Below are 16,295 nucleotides of genomic sequence, written 5' to 3'. Positions count from 1 at the left end.
TTATGCGGTTACGCTGCGGGCGGCTCGACGCTGACGACGCGACAGTTCGCCCGCCAGTGCCAGATAGGCCAAGGCGCCCTTGGATTGCTTGTCGTAGACCAACGCCGGCATGCCATGACTGGGCGCTTCGGCCAGTCGCACATTGCGCGGGATGACGGTGTCGTAGAGCTTCTCTCCGAAATGCGCCTTGAGCTGTTCGGTGACATCGTTGGTCAGGCTGCTGCGCGGATCGTACATGGTGCGCAATAGGCCCTCGATTTTCAGCGTTGGATTCAACGCCTGACCGATGCGCTGAATGGAATTGACCAGGTCAGTCAGACCTTCGAGGGCGTAATATTCGCACTGCATCGGAATGATCACGCCGTCCGCCGCTGTCAGGGCGTTGATGGTCAGCATCGATAAAGAAGGCGGACAATCAATGAGGATGTAATCGTAATTCTCGCGTACTGGCGCAAGCGCCTCGCGCAGGCGGTTTTCCTTGGCCGGCAAATTGAGCAGGGCGACTTCTGCGGCCGTCAGGTCACGGTTGGCCGGCAGTAACTGATAACCACCGTGCTCGGAAAACTGCATCGCATCGATCAAGCTGCATTCGCCGATGAGAACGTCATAGATCGAGTAGTCGAGACTCAACTTATCCACACCGCTTCCGGTGGTGGCGTTGCCCTGTGGATCAAGATCGATAAGCAAGACGCGACGGCGTGTCGCAACCAGCGAAGCGGCGAGGTTGATGCAGGTGGTGGTCTTGGCGACACCGCCCTTCTGGTTGGCGATGGCAAATACTTTAGCCATGGTCAGTGTCTGTCCGGAGTCATGAAGTGCGGCGCAGTATCAACAGATGGCGTTGCCCTTGGCAACCGGGAACCTTGAGAACCAGACAGCGCTCCAGTTGGAAATCCTCCGGCAGCGCCTGTAGCTCATCGTCCGGCTGGATACCTTTCATGGCAAGCCAGTGCGTATCGCGATCGCCTAGATGGCGCGTCCAGTCGGCAAAGTCACGCAGAGAGCTGAAAGCCCGGGAGGTGATACCGGCAAAGGGCTGCTCCGGTCTGAACTCTTCGACGCGGCTGTGGACAACTTCCAGATTTGCGAGTTTCAGTTCGAGCTTGACCTGCGTCAGAAAGCGGGTCTTTTTGCCGTTCGAGTCGAGCAGTGTAAAGCTGCACTCGGGAAACAGAATTGCCAACGGTATGCCAGGCATACCACCACCGCTCCCTACATCGAGCCAGCGCGAGCCGCCCTGCTCTATTTGCGGCGCGACGCTGAGGCTATCGAGCAGATGCCGCGAAACCATTTCCGCCGGATCGCGCACGGCGGTCAGGTTGTAGGCTTTGTTCCACTTGTTCAGCAGCCGCAAATAGCCGAGCAGTAGCTCTTGCTGGGTTTCGTTCAGATCGACGCCCAGCAAGGCCGCACCCTGCTTGAGTTCTTCGGCATAGCGGGAGTATTCGGCGTCCATCAAGCGCGTTGCTCCAGCTTCTGACCGGCGCTGCGTTTTTTCAAATGGATCATCAGGAGCGATACGGCTGCCGGTGTCACGCCGGGTATCCGCGAAGCCTGGCCTAGCGTCTCGGGGCGCGCCTGGGAAAGCTTGTGCTGGATCTCCTTCGACAAGCCGCTGATGGTCGCGTAAACCAGGTCCGCCGGTAGCACCACGCTTTCGCTGGCACGCAGGCGGACTATCTCCTCCTGCTGGCGATCAATGTATCCGGCGTACTTGGTCTTGATCTCGACCTGCTCGGCGACCTGGGGATCTTCGACCCCAGCGCCAGTGAGCTGAATCAGGCTTTGGTAGTCAATTTCCGGACGCGCAAGCAGATTGAGCAGGTTGTACTCGTGGGTCAGCGGTGTGCCGAAACGCTCGGCGATGGCATCGCCCTGCTGGGTGGCAGGACGCACCCAGGTGCTTTTCAGACGCTGTTCTTCCTGAACGATACTTTCGCGCTTGCGCTCGAACGCCGCCCAGCGAACATCATCCACCAGTCCTAACTCCCGGCCTTTTTCGGTCAACCGAAGGTCGGCGTTGTCCTCGCGCAGTATCAACCGATACTCGGCGCGAGAAGTGAACATGCGATACGGCTCTTGGGTTCCCAGGGTGATCAGATCGTCGACCAGCACGCCCAGGTAGGCTTCGTCGCGACGTGGACACCAGCTGTCCTTTCCTAGCGCGCGCAGGGCCGCATTGGTACCGGCCAGCAAGCCCTGCGCGCCGGCTTCTTCGTAACCCGTGGTGCCATTGATTTGGCCAGCGAAAAAGAGCCCGCCGATAACCTTGGTTTCCAGGCTGTATTTCAGATCGCGCGGATCGAAATAATCGTATTCGATGGCATAGCCAGGTCGGACGATGTGGGCCTGCTCCATCCCACGAATGCTCTGCACGATCTGCAACTGAACATCGAACGGCAGCGAGGTGGAAATGCCATTGGGGTAAAGCTCATGGGTAGTCAGGCCTTCGGGCTCGATGAAAACCTGGTGGCTGTCCTTGTCGGCGAAACGATGGATCTTGTCCTCGATCGATGGACAGTAGCGTGGCCCGACCCCCTCGATGACACCGGAATACATCGGCGAGCGGTCGAGATTGGCCGCGATGATTTCATGGGTTTTGGCGTTGGTGTGAGTAATCCAGCAACTGACCTGCTCTGGATGCTGCGCCGCATGACCGAGGAATGACATCGGCGGAATGGGCGTGTCGCCCGGCTGTTCGGTCATCACCGAGAAATCGACGCTGCGGCCGTCGATACGAGGCGGCGTCCCGGTTTTCAGACGACCGACACGAAGCGGTAATTCGCGCAGACGTGCGGCCAAAGCAATGGACGGCGGATCGCCAGCGCGTCCACCTGAGTAATTCTGCAAACCAATGTGGATAAGTCCACCAAGGAAGGTCCCGGTCGTCAGAACAACCGACTCGGCGAAGAAACGCAGGCCCATCTGTGTGATGACACCTTTGACCTGATCCGCCTCTACGATCAGATCGTCAGCAGCCTGCTGAAATATCCACAGGTTCGGCTGATTCTCCAGCGATTCGCGCACCGCAGCCTTGTAGAGCACACGGTCGGCCTGCGCACGCGTAGCCCGGACCGCCGGACCCTTGCGGCTGTTGAGCACGCGGAACTGTATTCCACTCTTGTCGGTGGCAGTCGCCATGGCGCCGCCCAACGCGTCGATTTCCTTGACCAGATGACTTTTGCCGATGCCACCAATGGCCGGATTGCAGCTCATCTGCCCTAGCGTCTCGACGTTATGAGTGAGCAGCAATGTCTTCACGCCGATTCGAGCGGCTGCCAAAGCAGCTTCGGTACCGGCATGGCCACCGCCGATAACGATGACGTCAAAACGGGAAGGGAAATCCACCACGCACCTCGTGCCTGTTCAGATGAGTTCTGGGAAACGCGCAAGTATAGGGGTTAGAAGATTTCGAAAGAAGTCCTTTGAACAAAAATTGACCAGCTGCCGCTTCAGGCATGACTAGGTAAAACAGACGCATCATTAGAAAGAATAGAGAAAGTATTTAAAGCTTATGTTTATGTTTATAAATAGGACCAAAATTTCTGTGGATAGATCACCAGAAGCCCCGTATTTAAAGGCTTACAGCGATTTAAAAGGTTGTGTTAATGCTGCGCTCTACCCGTGCGCTGCCGGTTCATAGGCTGTGTATGAAAGGGCAAGTTATGCACAGGGCAATCTGCATGCCTGTTGTTCAACTGGTTATAGACCGATCTTAGGCGTACTTTTCCACAGAGCTTAGCGGTAGGGATTGGTAAGCTCTGCCATAGCTTGCGGCAAGCCAGTGGAGACGTTGGGTAGGGTTGAAGGGCATTGGCGATGTTAATGACGAGGTTTCCCGCAGGCAGCCGCAGAACGAAGCACGGTGGCGTTCAAGCGCGCGGGAATTAGCGAAGCCTAAGGAGCCGTCGAACGAGGCTTCGAGCTACTTACCAATACAGAAGCTGGAGAATATGCGGCCCAGCAGATCATCTGAACTGAAGGCTCCAGTGATTTCGCCAAGCGCTTGCTGAGCTTGGCGGAGGTCCTCGGCCAGCAGCTCCCCCGCTCCAGCGAGCGTGAGCTGGGCATGACCATGTTCCAGATGCTCCGCAGCCTGTCGCAGCGCATCCAGGTGTCTACCACGGGCGCTGAAACCACTCTCGGCGGTCTGGTCATAGCCCATGCAGTCCTTTAGATGCTCACGCAGCATTTCGAGGCCGTCACCTGATTTCGCCGAGAGGCTCAGGGTGGTATAGCCGTCAGGATTGATAGCAAGCCTGGCGGCTTCGCCGGTCAGGTCGGCCTTGTTGCGGATGAGGGTGGTTTTGGTGCGGTCCGGCCAGATGGTGAGAAACTCGGGCCAACCTGGCTCGCCAGCGTCGCCGGATGCTGCGCTGGCGTCCATCACCAGGAGTATCCGGTCGGCATCCTCGATGGCCTTGATGGCGCGCTCCACTCCGATGCGCTCCACTTGATCATCGGTATCTCGCAAGCCGGCGGTATCGATGATGTGCAACGGCATACCGTCGATATGAATGTGCTCGCGAAGCACGTCGCGCGTGGTGCCTGCGATATCGGTGACGATCGCCGCTTCCCGACCGGCCAGTGCGTTGAGCAGGCTGGACTTTCCAGCATTGGGGCGACCGGCGATCACGACATTCATGCCCTCTCGCAGCAGTGCACCCTGACCGGCTTCACGGATGACCTCGCCCAGTTCCTGTCTGACACCCTGCAACAATGCAAGCACTCGACCATCGGCCAGGAAATCGATTTCCTCTTCCGGGAAATCGATCGCTGCCTCCACGTAGATCCGCAGCTGGATGAGTTTTTCTGTCAGTTGATGCACCCGCCGGGAAAACTCGCCCTGCAACGAGCGCACGGCGTTGCGGGCGGCCTGGGCGGAGCTTGCTTCGATCAGATCGGCGATCGCCTCGGCTTGCGCCAGGTCCAGCTTGTCGTTGAGGAAAGCCCGCTCGCTGAATTCGCCGGGGCGAGCCAGGCGCGCGCCCAACTCCACGCAGCGGCGCAATAGCATGTCCATCACCACCGGGCCACCATGGCCCTGCAGTTCCAGTACATCTTCGCCGGTAAAGGAATTAGGACCTGGGAAGAACAGCATCAGCCCTTCATCGATGACCTCTCCATCGTCGGCATGGAACGGGCCGTAATGTGCATGGCGGGCTGTCGGCTCCCGGCCACTGAGAGTGATGGCCACCGCTTTCGCCCGCGGGCCGGAAACACGCACGACCCCTATTCCCCCTCTCCCGGGTGCGGTGGCGACTGCGGCAATGGTTTCACGATCGTGACTCATGCGTCTCTCCAGAGGATCCAAAGCAAAACGCCCCAATCAAGGGGCGTTCTGTTCGTTCAGCAGATCAGGCTGCGGCCTGTCTCTCGATCTTGCGGGTAATGTACCACTGCTGAGCGATCGACAAGACGTTGTTGACGACCCAGTACAGCACCAGACCTGCCGGGAACCACAGGAAGAAGAAGGTAAAGATGACTGGCAACAGCTTCATCACCTTGGCTTGCATCGGATCCGGTGGAGTGGGGTTCAGCTGCTGCTGGATGAACATGGTCACGCCCATGATGATCGGCAGGATGAAGAACGGATCCTTGATCGACAGGTCGGTGATCCAGAACATCCAGGGCGCCTGGCGCATCTCGACGCTTTCCAGCAGAACCCAATAGAGCGCAAGGAAAACAGGCATCTGCACCAGGATCGGCAGACAGCCGCCAAGCGGATTGATCTTCTCTTTTTTGTACAGCTCCATCATCGCCTGGGACATCTTCTGGCGGTCATCGCCGAACTGTTCCTTGAGTGCCTGCATCTTCGGCGATACCGCACGCATGCGCGCCATCGACCTATAGCTGGCGGCAGACAGCGGGAAAAACGCGAGCTTAATGATGATGGTCAGTACGATGATCGACCAGCCCCAGTTACCCAGTAGTGCGTGAATGTTTTCCAGCAGCCAGAAGATCGGTTGGGCGATGAACCAGAGAATGCCGTAGTCGACGGTCAGACGCAGACCGGGGGAAAGTTCCTCGAGCTTGTCCTGCCTCTTGGGACCCGCATAGAGGGTCGCGGCTGTTTCACCCTGGCTACCGGGCGCGACTGCAATGGCAGGACCGGTGAAACCGATAATGTAGTTACCTTGGCTATCCTTGCGCGTTTGTACCTGGTTGGTCTGATCGGGCGCAGGAATCCAGGCGGTCACGAAGTAGTGCTGCAACCAGGCGATCCAGCCGCCGTCGACGGTTCTCTTCAGGTTCTGGTCGTCCATGTCGCCCATGGACACCTTGGTATAGGGCTCGTCCTTGGTCCACAGTGCCGCACCTAGATAGGTTGCCGTGCCGGTTGCCGTGCTCGAAGAGGGATCCCCACTGTCGTCGCGCTTGAGCTGACCAAACATGTAACCAGTCCAGGCCTTCTGGCTCTGGTTGTCGATCAGGTAACGTACACCCAGATCGTAATCGCCACGATCGAAGGTGAAACGCTTGGTGTAATTGACGCCATCTTCGCTGTACTTCAGGTCGACGACGAGCTGATCCTGCCCTTCGGCGAGCTGATAGTGCTGTTGCTCGCTGCTGTACAGTGGGCGGCCGCTGGCTTTGTCTGGACCATCGCCAATCAGCCCGCTCTGAGCTTCGTACGTTCGCTCGGCGCTACGCTCGAAAAGCTGGAAAGGAACATCCGGCCGATCCTGGCGGCGCGGAAACTCCGGCAAGCGCAGGTCGACGATATCACCGCCACGTGGATCGATCGCCACGTCGAGGACATCGGTACGCACACGGATGAGCTGAGAGCTGACCTGAGTTTCAGGAAGCGCGCTGACCGACTGCTCGCCAGCGACAGCAGGAATGTCACCCTGCGAACCTTCAGCAGTAACAGTGGTTGGCGTCTCGGGTAGCTGAGTGGCCGAAGATTGTTCCTGATTTGTCTCGGCAGGCAGAGCAGCCTGACCATAGTCCTGATTCCACTGAAGAACCATCAGGTAGGCAACGACTGCCAATGCGACAAGCAGGATCGAGCGTTTGATATCCATGGTTACTCGGTCATCGAAGATGAATTGGAGGTGTTGTTGGAAGGCACGGGATCATAGCCGCCCGGATTCCATGGATGGCAACGGCCAAGCCTGCAGAGGCTCAGCCAGCCACCGCGCAGCAGGCCATGATTCTCAATGGCCTCTTGTGCGTAGCAGGAGCAACTTGGGTAGAAACGACAATGGCTCGCCATCATGGGGCTGATGGCGTACCGGTAGATCCGAATCGGAATCAAGGCCAGTTTACGCATGGGCGGACTTGCTCTGTTCCGGACTGCCGGCGGTCTGGGAGGGTGTACGGGACAACCGCCTCCAGAGTTTGGCGAATTGCCGTGCCAGTTCGGGATTATCCAGATCAGCCAATCCCTTGCGAGCGATAACCACGATGTCCCACCCCGTCAGTTCCATCTGGTGGAGACGAAAGGTCTCACGCAGTTGCCGCTTGATGCGATTGCGTTCAACCGCGAGCTTGACGCTCTTCTTGCCGATCACCAGCCCGATTCGGGGGTGCGGCAGTTCGTTTTCGCGCACCAGGAGCAGGACGTTCCTGCCCGGTAACTTGCCGGAAGGGGAGTCGAAGACTGCTTTGAACTGACGCGGGGTCAGCAATCGCTTTTCCCGAGCGAAGTCTCGACTCACTACCTGTTCCGACGTGTTCAGACTGCCAGGCGCTTACGACCTTTGGCGCGACGGCGCGACAGGACGGCACGGCCGTTCTTGGTGGCCATACGAGCACGGAAACCGTGAGTGCGAGCGCGCTTGAGGGTGCTGGGTTGGAAAGTGCGTTTCATGATGCGTTTACCTGGTGATCCGTTGCGGGCCGGAATGGCCCCCTTTTAAGAGACCGGCGATTGTAGAGAAGCTGCGCTGCGAGGTCAATTTCCAACCAGCGGCACGAAAGACAAATAAAAAAGATAGAAAGAGTTTTAAAGCTTTCTTAAAACAGAGCTTATTAATGGTGTGTACCTGTTCTGTGGATAACCTCCTATAGCCCAGGACACACGCCATCTTAGGCGTTACTAAACTCTCTTCGTAAACGGTGCGTTTACGGTGGGAACGCATTTGATTTCCTGTGAACACTTTTGCAGGTTATCAACAGGCAGGTTCCGCACTGACCTTTGCACAGGCTTATCCGGAACCCTGACGGGGGGTTATCAACAGCGCTCAGGCCCTGTGCCGAGATTGTTACTAGCTATATTTTTGCCTGAGTTCGCCCCTATAAGGATGCCGACTGTGGATAACCGGGCTGGCCAAGGCTACAATGACTGCCGTTTGAAGCTCGACAGCGTCTAGGAGATTCCGTGTCGGTGGAACTTTGGCAGCAGTGCGTTGACCTCTTGAGAGATGAGCTGCCGGCCCAGCAATTCAACACGTGGATCCGTCCGCTTCAAGTCGAGGCTGAGCGAGATGAGCTGCGCGTATACGCACCCAATCGATTCGTTCTTGATTGGGTCAACGAAAAGTATCTTTCCCGTTTGCTTGAGTTGCTATCCGAACGCGCTACCGGCCCGGCACCTTCGTTGTCTCTATTGATAGGAAGCAAACGTACGGCCGCCGCCGCGCTCCCTTCTGCATCGATGGCCCGTGCTCAACAGCAGGCCAGCGTTTCTGCCGCGCCCTCGCAAACGGCACATTCGGAACCCGCTGCCGTTGCACTTCCATCTGCTCCGCCACCAGCAGCTGCGCCTGCGCGTGCGGAGCGTAACGTCCAGGTCGAAGGTGGACTCAAGCACACCAGTTACCTCAACCGGACCTTTACCTTCGAAAATTTCGTCGAGGGCAAGTCCAATCAGCTGGCTCGCGCTGCTGCATGGCAAGTCGCCGACAATCCCAAGCATGGCTATAACCCGCTGTTTCTTTATGGTGGGGTGGGTCTCGGTAAAACTCACTTGATGCATGCGGTGGGCAACCACCTGCTGAAGAAAAATCCCAACGCTAAGGTGGTCTATCTTCATTCGGAGCGTTTCGTCGCCGACATGGTCAAGGCGCTGCAGCTCAATGCCATCAATGAATTCAAACGCTTCTATCGCTCGGTGGATGCGCTGCTGATCGACGACATTCAGTTCTTCGCCAAGAAGGAGCGCTCCCAGGAAGAGTTCTTTCACACCTTCAATGCGTTATTGGAAGGTGGGCAGCAGGTGATTCTCACCAGTGACCGCTATCCGAAGGAAATCGACGGACTAGAAGAAAGACTCAAGTCCCGTTTCGGCTGGGGCCTGACGGTTGCTGTCGAGCCGCCAGAGCTTGAGACGCGAGTGGCGATCCTGATGAAGAAAGCTGACCAAGCCAATGTGGATTTGCCACATGATGCTGCGTTCTTCATCGCGCAGCGGATCCGCTCGAATGTGCGTGAGCTTGAAGGCGCACTGAAGCGCGTCATCGCTCACGCTCATTTTATGGGCCGCGATATCACCATCGAGCTCATTCGAGAGTCTTTGAAAGACTTGCTTGCTCTGCAGGACAAGTTGGTCAGTGTGGATAATATTCAGCGCACCGTCGCAGAGTACTACAAGATAAAGATCTCCGATCTGCTGTCGAAACGACGTTCCCGATCAGTGGCGAGACCGCGGCAGGTCGCGATGGCTTTGTCAAAAGAACTCACCAACCATAGCCTGCCGGAGATCGGCGATGCGTTTGGTGGGCGCGATCACACGACCGTGCTTCATGCCTGTCGTAAAATTGCTGAACTTCGTGAATTGGACGCGGATATTCGCGAAGATTACAAAAATCTGCTGCGTACTTTGACAACCTGAACTGCGGCCAATTAATAGGCAAGGGACCAGACCATGCATTTCACTATTCAGCGCGAAGCCCTGTTGAAACCTCTGCAGTTGGTGGCCGGCGTCGTCGAGCGACGCCAGACCTTGCCCGTTTTGTCCAACGTGTTACTGGTGGTTCAGGATCATCAGTTATCCCTTACCGGCACTGATCTCGAAGTCGAACTGGTCGGCCGCGTAGCCCTAGAGGATGCATCCGAGCCGGGGGAGATAACGGTACCGGCGCGTAAGCTGATGGACATATGTAAGAGCCTGCAGCCCGATGCGTTGATTGATATACGGCTGGATGATCAGAAAGTGGTGATCAAGTCGGGGCGTAGCCGTTTTTCCCTTTCGACCCTGCCGGCCAACGATTTCCCTACCGTCGAGGAAGGGCCAGGCTCTCTCAATTTCAGCGTCAACCAGGGCAAGATGCGTCGTTTGATCGAACGCAGCAGCTTTGCCATGGCACAGCAGGACGTGCGCTACTACCTGAACGGTATGCTAATCGAAGTTTCCAGCGGAATGCTGCGTGCGGTCGCGACCGATGGCCATCGGTTAGCGATGTGTTCCATGCAGGCCGGTATCGAGCAACCGGATCGTCACCAAGTCATCGTGCCGCGCAAAGGGATTCTCGAACTGGCCCGTTTGCTGACCGATCAGGACGGCGACGTCAGCATCGTGCTTGGTCAGCACCACATCCGCGCAACGACCAATGAGTTCACTTTCACTTCTAAGTTGGTGGATGGTAAGTTCCCCGATTATGAGCGCGTACTGCCCCGCGGCGGTGACAAGCTGGTCGTCGGTGAGCGCCAGACGCTGCGCGAAGCATTCAGCCGCACGGCGATTCTCTCCAACGAGAAATATCGCGGTATCCGCCTGCAGCTCGAAAGCGGGCTGTTGAAAATCCAGGCCAACAACCCGGAACAGGAAGAGGCGGAAGAAGAAGTTGCGGTCGACTACGCCGGCGGATCGTTGGAGATCGGTTTCAACGTCAGCTATCTGCTCGACGTGCTGGGTGTCATGACCACTGACCAGGTTCGTCTGATTCTTTCCGATGCCAACAGCAGTGCGCTGGTTCAGGAATACGACAACGACGATTCAGCCTATGTCGTGATGCCGATGCGTCTGTAACGCTCGACCCTTAATGTCCCTCAGCCGTATATCTGTCACCGGCGTTCGCAATCTGCAGCCGGTGACGCTCATCCCCTCCCCTCGGATCAACATCCTTCACGGCGACAACGGCAGCGGGAAAACCAGTTTTCTCGAAGCCATTCATCTGCTTGGAATGGCCCGTTCGTTTCGCAGTACGCGGCTGAACCCAGTAATCAGCCACGAGCACGTCAGTTGTACGGTGTTTGGCCAGGTTGAGCTGGGTGAGGGCCAGTCCAATGCGCTGGGCATCGCCAGAGAACGCTCTGGTGAATTTCGCATTCGCATCAACGGCCAGAGCGCGCGTAGTGCGGCTGAGCTTGCTGAAACCCTGCCGCTGCAGCTGATCAATCCAGATAGCTTCCGGCTTCTGGAAGGCGCCCCCAAGCTTCGCCGACAGTTCCTTGACTGGGGCGTGTTCCACGTGGAACCACGTTTTCTCAGAGCCTGGCAGCGTCTCCAGCAGGCGCTGCGGCAACGAAACTCCTGGCTGCGGCATGGTACACTGGACGCCGCTTCGCAGGCCGCCTGGAGCCAAGAACTGAGCGTAGCGAGCGACGAAATAGATGCTTATAGGCGAGCTTATATTCAGGCATTGAAGCCTGTATTCGAGCAAACGCTGGCGTCTCTTCTTGAACTCGAAGGCTTTCAATTGAGTTATTACCGCGGTTGGGACAAAGAACGTTCTTTGGCCGAGGTTCTAACGGCATCGATTGACCGCGACAGAATAATGGGACACACCCAGGCGGGGCCGCAGCGAGCCGATCTGCGCTTGCGAATAGCCGGTCACAACGCTGCGGAGATTCTCTCGCGAGGCCAGCAGAAGCTGGTTGTGTGTGCCCTGCGGATTGCCCAGGGGCACTTAGTGAGCGAGACCAAGCGAGGCCAGTGTGTTTATCTGGTTGATGACCTGCCGTCCGAGCTGGATGGCCAACATCGGCTGGCACTATGCCGGCTGCTTGAACAACTGAATTGCCAGGTATTCATCACCTGCGTCGATTCGAATGTATTGCGAGAAGGCTGGCGTGACGATACCCCAGTCTCATTGTTTCACGTGGAACATGGTGCGATCACCCAGTCCACGGCCCCTCGGGAGTGAAGGCATGAGCGAAAATCACACGTACGATTCATCCAGCATCAAGGTTCTCAAGGGCCTCGATGCCGTACGCAAACGTCCCGGCATGTACATTGGCGACACGGATGATGGCACCGGCCTGCATCATATGGTCTTCGAAGTGGTCGATAACTCGATTGACGAGGCGCTCGCCGGACACTGCAGCGACATATCGATCACTATCCATGTCGATGAGTCCATTACCGTTCGTGATAACGGCCGTGGGATTCCCGTCGATATTCACGAAGAGGGTGTGTCGGCAGCCGAAGTCATCATGACTGTGCTCCACGCCGGCGGTAAGTTCGATGACAATTCCTACAAAGTTTCCGGTGGCCTCCACGGTGTTGGTGTGTCGGTGGTGAACGCCCTATCCGAAGAGCTTGTGCTGACGATCCGTCGGGAAGGTAAAGTATGGGAGCAGATTTATCGCCATGGTGTGCCACAGGCACCGCTGGCAGCCGTTGGTGAGACCGAAGATTCAGGTACTCAGATCCATTTCAAGCCGTCGTCAGAAACTTTTCAGAACATCCATTTCAGTTGGGATATCCTGGCAAAGCGGTTACGCGAGCTGTCGTTCCTTAACTCCGGTGTGGGTATCGTGCTGCGCGACGAGCGCAACGCCAAGGACGAGCTTTTCAAGTACGAGGGCGGTTTGAGTGCGTTCGTCGCCTACCTCAACACCAATAAGACGCCGGTCAATGAGGTGTTTCACTTCAATGTCCAGCGTGACGACGGGGTCGGTGTCGAAGTAGCTCTGCAGTGGAACGACAGCTTCAACGAGAATCTGCTCTGCTTCACTAACAACATTCCTCAGCGCGATGGCGGTACGCATCTGGCCGGTTTCAGATCGGCATTGACGCGTAATCTCAACAATTACATCGAACAGGAAGGTCTGGCGAAAAAGCACAAGGTGGCGACCACCGGTGACGATGCCCGTGAAGGTCTGACTGCAATCATTTCGGTGAAGGTCCCGGATCCAAAGTTCAGCTCGCAGACAAAGGACAAGCTGGTCTCGTCCGAAGTCAAAACGGCCGTGGAACAAGAAATGGGCAAGCATTTTGCTGACTTCTTGCTTGAGCATCCCAACGAAGCGAAAGCGGTCGTCGGCAAGATGATCGACGCTGCACGCGCTCGTGAGGCGGCGCGAAAAGCCCGTGAAATGACCCGGCGCAAGGGGGCTCTCGATATTGCCGGCCTCCCCGGAAAACTCGCCGACTGCCAGGAAAAGGACCCTGCCCTTTCCGAACTCTACATAGTGGAGGGTGACTCCGCGGGCGGTTCTGCCAAGCAGGGACGCAACCGCCGGACCCAGGCGATTCTGCCTCTCAAGGGCAAAATCCTGAACGTCGAGAAAGCTCGATTCGACAAGATGATTTCCTCGCAGGAAGTCGGCACGCTTATCACCGCCCTTGGCTGCGGTATCGGTCGAGACGAGTACAACATCGACAAGCTGCGCTATCACAACATCATCATCATGACCGATGCCGACGTTGACGGTTCGCACATTCGTACGCTGCTGCTCACCTTCTTCTTCCGTCAATTGCCCGAGCTAATCGAGCGTGGGTATGTATACATCGCTCAACCGCCACTTTACAAAGTCAAACGCGGGAAGCAGGAGCAATACATTAAAGACGACGAGGCGATGGATGAGTATCTCACCCAATCGGCGCTCGAAGATGCAAGCTTGCACGTCAATGAAGATGCTCCCGGCCTTTCGGGTGAGGCGCTTGAACGTCTAGTAAACGACTACCGCACAGTGATGAAGACGTTACAACGGTTGTCCCGACTCTACCCTCAGGAATTGACTGAGCACTTCATTTATTTGCCACGCGTATCGATCGACCAACTGGGCGACCACGCTGCAATGCAAGCCTGGATGGAGTCGTATTCCTCGCTACTGAAAGGCGTCGAGCAGTCTGGACTGACCTACAAGGCGAGCCTGCGAGAAGATAAAGAGCGCAACCTGTGGCTGCCGGAAGTCGAGATCCTTTCCCATGGGTTGGCCAGTTACGTCACGTTCAACCGAGATTTCTTCGGTAGTAACGATTACAAGACCGTGACAGTGTTGGGTGACAAGCTCAACAGCCTGTTAGAAGAAGGTGCTTACGTTAAGCGCGGTGAGCGAAGGAAGCAGGTCAGCACCTTCAAGGACGCGCTGGGGTGGTTGATGACGGAAGGCACACGTCGGCACAGCGTCCAGCGATACAAAGGGCTGGGAGAGATGAATCCGGATCAGCTGTGGGAAACCACCATGGATCCAGCGGTTCGGCGGATGCTCAAGGTCACTATCGACGATGCCATAGCGGCTGATCAGATCTTCAATACCTTGATGGGGGACGCGGTAGAACCCCGTCGGGATTTTATCGAATCCAATGCGCTGGCAGTATCCAATCTGGATTTCTGATTCTCTCGTTCTAGTTACTTACTTCCTAAAACCCGGCTTCCGCCGGGTTTTTTGTTTCACGTGGAACATAAAAAGTTTCCCGCTCTTCGATAGCTTTACCCCATGGGCCTTCTTGGTTTTATCAATTTTCCGAATTCCCTTGCGGTACGTAAGCTTTCTCTATCGAGACTTTCAGGTTCCTCGGCTTCCCAAGAAGCCGTCAAATCACTTACGAGGTAATCCAATGCTGGACACCAATCTCAAGACCCAGTTGAAAACCTATCTGGAAAAGGTCACTCAGCCGTTCGAGATCGTCGCGTCCCTCGGTGACGGCGAGAAATCCCAGGAAATGCTCGCCCTGCTGGAAGACATTGCCAGCCTTAGCGACCAGATCACCCTGCGCACCGATGGTGATGATGCCCGTCGCCCGTCGTTCGCACTCAACCGCATCGGTGGCAACATCAGCCTGCGTTTCGCCGGCATCCCGATGGGCCATGAGTTCACCTCGCTGGTGCTCGCCCTGTTGCAGGTCGGCGGCCATCCGTCGAAGACCGCACCGGAAGTCATCGAGCAGATCAAGAACATCGAAGGCGACTACAGCTTCGAAACCTACTTCTCGCTGTCCTGCCAGAACTGCCCCGACGTGGTCCAGGCGCTGAACCTGATGGCCGTGCTCAACCCGAACATCCGCCATGTCGCCATCGACGGCGCGCTGTTCCAGGACGAAGTCGAAGCCCGGCAGATCATGTCCGTACCGAGCATCTACCTCAACGGTGAGCTGTTCGGCCAAGGCCGCATGGGCGAAGAGGAAATTCTCGCCAAGCTCGACACCGGCGCCTCGGCGCGTGATGCCGAAAAACTCAGCGCCAAGGACGCCTTCGACGTACTCGTCGTCGGCGGTGGCCCGGCGGGTGCCGCAGCGGCCATCTACGCGGCGCGTAAAGGCATCCGCACCGGCGTGGCGGCCGAGCGTTTCGGCGGTCAGGTGCTGGACACCATGGCCATCGAAAACTTTATCTCGGTCAACGAGACCGAAGGCCCGAAACTGGCCCGTGCGTTGGAAAACCACGTGCGCGAATACGACGTCGACATCATGAACCTGCAGCGCGCTGCGGCTCTGATACCGGCTACCGGTGAAGGCGGCCTACACGAAATCAAGCTGGAAAATGGCGGCTCGCTCAAGGCCAAGACGCTGATCCTAGCCACCGGTGCCCGCTGGCGTGAAATGAACGTGCCGGGTGAGCAGCAATACCGTGGCCGTGGCGTTGCCTACTGCCCGCACTGCGACGGCCCGCTGTTCAAGGGCAAGCGTGTCGCGGTGATCGGCGGCGGAAACTCAGGCGTAGAAGCGGCCATCGACCTGGCCGGCATCGTCGCTCACGTCACGCTGATCGAGTTCGACAGCCAGCTGCGTGCCGACGCCGTGCTGCAGAAGAAGCTGCACAGCCTGGCCAACGTCACCGTGATCACCAGTGCACTGACCAGTGAAGTCATCGGCGACGGGCAGAAGGTCACCGGTTTGACCTACAAGGACCGCAACTCCAGCGAGTTCCACAACCTGGAACTGGAAGGCATCTTCGTGCAGATCGGCCTGCTACCCAACTCCGACTGGCTGAAGGGCACCGTCGAACTGACTTCGCGCGGCGAAATCATCGTCGATGCGCGGGGCGAGACCTCGCTGCCGGGCATCTTCGCGGCGGGCGACGTCACCACGGTGCCGTACAAGCAGATCGTCATTGCAGTCGGCGAAGGCGCCAAGGCCTCGCTGAGCGCCTTTGACCATCTGATCCGCAGCTCCGTCGAAGACTGAGTCTGACGAGCACAAAAAAGGGGGAGCAGATTTTCGGTCTGCTCTCCCTTTCGTT

General features: G+C 57.2%; 13 protein-coding genes. 5 read left to right on the top strand and 8 right to left on the bottom strand.

All coding sequences use genetic code 11. The annotated features are described in order from the left end of the window. The 8 genes from NA647_RS03045 to rpmH form a co-directional block, all read right to left on the bottom strand. Complete coding sequence (locus tag NA647_RS03045) at positions 1–789, bottom strand: ParA family protein (RefSeq protein ID WP_256056362.1); 789 nt, start codon at positions 787–789, stop codon at positions 1–3. Positions 790–808: 19 nt separating this feature from the next. Then, positions 809–1,456: a 16S rRNA (guanine(527)-N(7))-methyltransferase RsmG gene (gene rsmG / locus NA647_RS03040; RefSeq protein WP_256056766.1), complete on the bottom strand. Its 648-nt coding sequence runs from the start codon at positions 1,454–1,456 to the stop codon at positions 809–811. Next, positions 1,456–3,348: a tRNA uridine-5-carboxymethylaminomethyl(34) synthesis enzyme MnmG gene (gene mnmG / locus NA647_RS03035; protein ID WP_256056361.1), complete on the bottom strand. Its 1,893-nt coding sequence runs from the start codon at positions 3,346–3,348 to the stop codon at positions 1,456–1,458. The genes rsmG and mnmG overlap by 1 nt, the downstream gene beginning before the upstream one ends. 577 nt (positions 3,349–3,925) lie before the next feature. After that, positions 3,926–5,293, bottom strand: coding sequence for a tRNA uridine-5-carboxymethylaminomethyl(34) synthesis GTPase MnmE (gene mnmE / locus NA647_RS03030; RefSeq protein WP_256056360.1), 1,368 nt, complete (start codon positions 5,291–5,293; stop codon positions 3,926–3,928). Between the two features lie 64 nt (positions 5,294–5,357). Further along, positions 5,358–7,028, bottom strand: a complete 1,671-nt coding sequence (gene yidC / locus NA647_RS03025) for a membrane protein insertase YidC (RefSeq protein ID WP_256056359.1) — start codon at positions 7,026–7,028, stop codon at positions 5,358–5,360. Between the two features lie 2 nt (positions 7,029–7,030). Next, positions 7,031–7,276 carry a membrane protein insertion efficiency factor YidD gene (gene yidD, locus NA647_RS03020; protein WP_131649147.1) on the bottom strand — a complete coding sequence of 82 codons (246 nt, stop codon included), beginning with the start codon at positions 7,274–7,276 and terminating at the stop codon, positions 7,031–7,033. After that, positions 7,269–7,664: a ribonuclease P protein component gene (rnpA, locus tag NA647_RS03015; protein ID WP_256056358.1), complete on the bottom strand. Its 396-nt coding sequence runs from the start codon at positions 7,662–7,664 to the stop codon at positions 7,269–7,271. The genes yidD and rnpA overlap by 8 nt, the downstream gene beginning before the upstream one ends. A 17-nt stretch (positions 7,665–7,681) precedes the next feature. Beyond that, the gene (gene rpmH, locus NA647_RS03010; RefSeq protein ID WP_019340723.1) at positions 7,682–7,816 is read right to left on the bottom strand and encodes a 50S ribosomal protein L34; all 135 of its coding nucleotides are present in this window, start codon (positions 7,814–7,816) and stop codon (positions 7,682–7,684) included. A 510-nt stretch (positions 7,817–8,326) separates the two neighbouring features. Between rpmH and dnaA the strand changes: the two genes are divergently transcribed. The 5 genes from dnaA (at position 8,327) to ahpF (ending at position 16,240) form a co-directional block, all read left to right on the top strand. Beyond that, the gene (gene dnaA / locus NA647_RS03005; RefSeq protein ID WP_256056357.1) at positions 8,327–9,778 is read left to right on the top strand and encodes a chromosomal replication initiator protein DnaA; all 1,452 of its coding nucleotides are present in this window, start codon (positions 8,327–8,329) and stop codon (positions 9,776–9,778) included. Positions 9,779–9,811: 33 nt separating this feature from the next. Further along, entirely contained in the window at positions 9,812–10,915 is a 1,104-nt protein-coding gene (gene dnaN / locus NA647_RS03000; RefSeq protein WP_256056356.1) for a DNA polymerase III subunit beta, read from the top strand. A gap of 13 nt (positions 10,916–10,928) precedes the next feature. Beyond that, positions 10,929–12,032 carry a DNA replication/repair protein RecF gene (gene recF, locus NA647_RS02995; protein WP_256056355.1) on the top strand — a complete coding sequence of 368 codons (1,104 nt, stop codon included), beginning with the start codon at positions 10,929–10,931 and terminating at the stop codon, positions 12,030–12,032. Between the two features lie 4 nt (positions 12,033–12,036). Next, entirely contained in the window at positions 12,037–14,451 is a 2,415-nt protein-coding gene (gene gyrB, locus NA647_RS02990; RefSeq protein WP_256056765.1) for a DNA topoisomerase (ATP-hydrolyzing) subunit B, read from the top strand. A 223-nt stretch (positions 14,452–14,674) separates the two neighbouring features. Further along, positions 14,675–16,240, top strand: a complete 1,566-nt coding sequence (gene ahpF / locus NA647_RS02985; RefSeq protein ID WP_256056354.1) for an alkyl hydroperoxide reductase subunit F — start codon at positions 14,675–14,677, stop codon at positions 16,238–16,240. Positions 16,241–16,295: the final 55 nt, after the last annotated feature.

This window comes from Stutzerimonas stutzeri (assembly GCF_024448985.1).
GTDB classification, from domain to species: domain Bacteria; phylum Pseudomonadota; class Gammaproteobacteria; order Pseudomonadales; family Pseudomonadaceae; genus Stutzerimonas; species Stutzerimonas stutzeri_AP.
Note: the sequence above shows the minus strand (reverse complement) of the source record. Positions and strands in the feature narration are given on the sequence as shown.

Excerpts from the sequence above, each read along its gene's own strand:
- recF (WP_256056355.1), top strand. The coding sequence starts at position 10,929 with ATGTCCCTCAGCCGTATATCTGTCACCGGCGTTCGCAATCTGCAGCCG.
- mnmE (WP_256056360.1), bottom strand. The coding sequence starts at position 5,293 with ATGAGTCACGATCGTGAAACCATTGCCGCAGTCGCCACCGCACCCGGG.
- gyrB (WP_256056765.1), top strand. The coding sequence starts at position 12,037 with ATGAGCGAAAATCACACGTACGATTCATCCAGCATCAAGGTTCTCAAG.
- dnaN (WP_256056356.1), top strand. The coding sequence starts at position 9,812 with ATGCATTTCACTATTCAGCGCGAAGCCCTGTTGAAACCTCTGCAGTTG.
- yidC (WP_256056359.1), bottom strand. The coding sequence starts at position 7,028 with ATGGATATCAAACGCTCGATCCTGCTTGTCGCATTGGCAGTCGTTGCC.
- yidD (WP_131649147.1), bottom strand. The coding sequence starts at position 7,276 with ATGCGTAAACTGGCCTTGATTCCGATTCGGATCTACCGGTACGCCATC.
- rsmG (WP_256056766.1), bottom strand. The coding sequence starts at position 1,456 with ATGGACGCCGAATACTCCCGCTATGCCGAAGAACTCAAGCAGGGTGCG.
- ahpF (WP_256056354.1), top strand. The coding sequence starts at position 14,675 with ATGCTGGACACCAATCTCAAGACCCAGTTGAAAACCTATCTGGAAAAG.
- rpmH (WP_019340723.1), bottom strand. The coding sequence starts at position 7,816 with ATGAAACGCACTTTCCAACCCAGCACCCTCAAGCGCGCTCGCACTCAC.
- NA647_RS03045 (WP_256056362.1), bottom strand. The coding sequence starts at position 789 with ATGGCTAAAGTATTTGCCATCGCCAACCAGAAGGGCGGTGTCGCCAAG.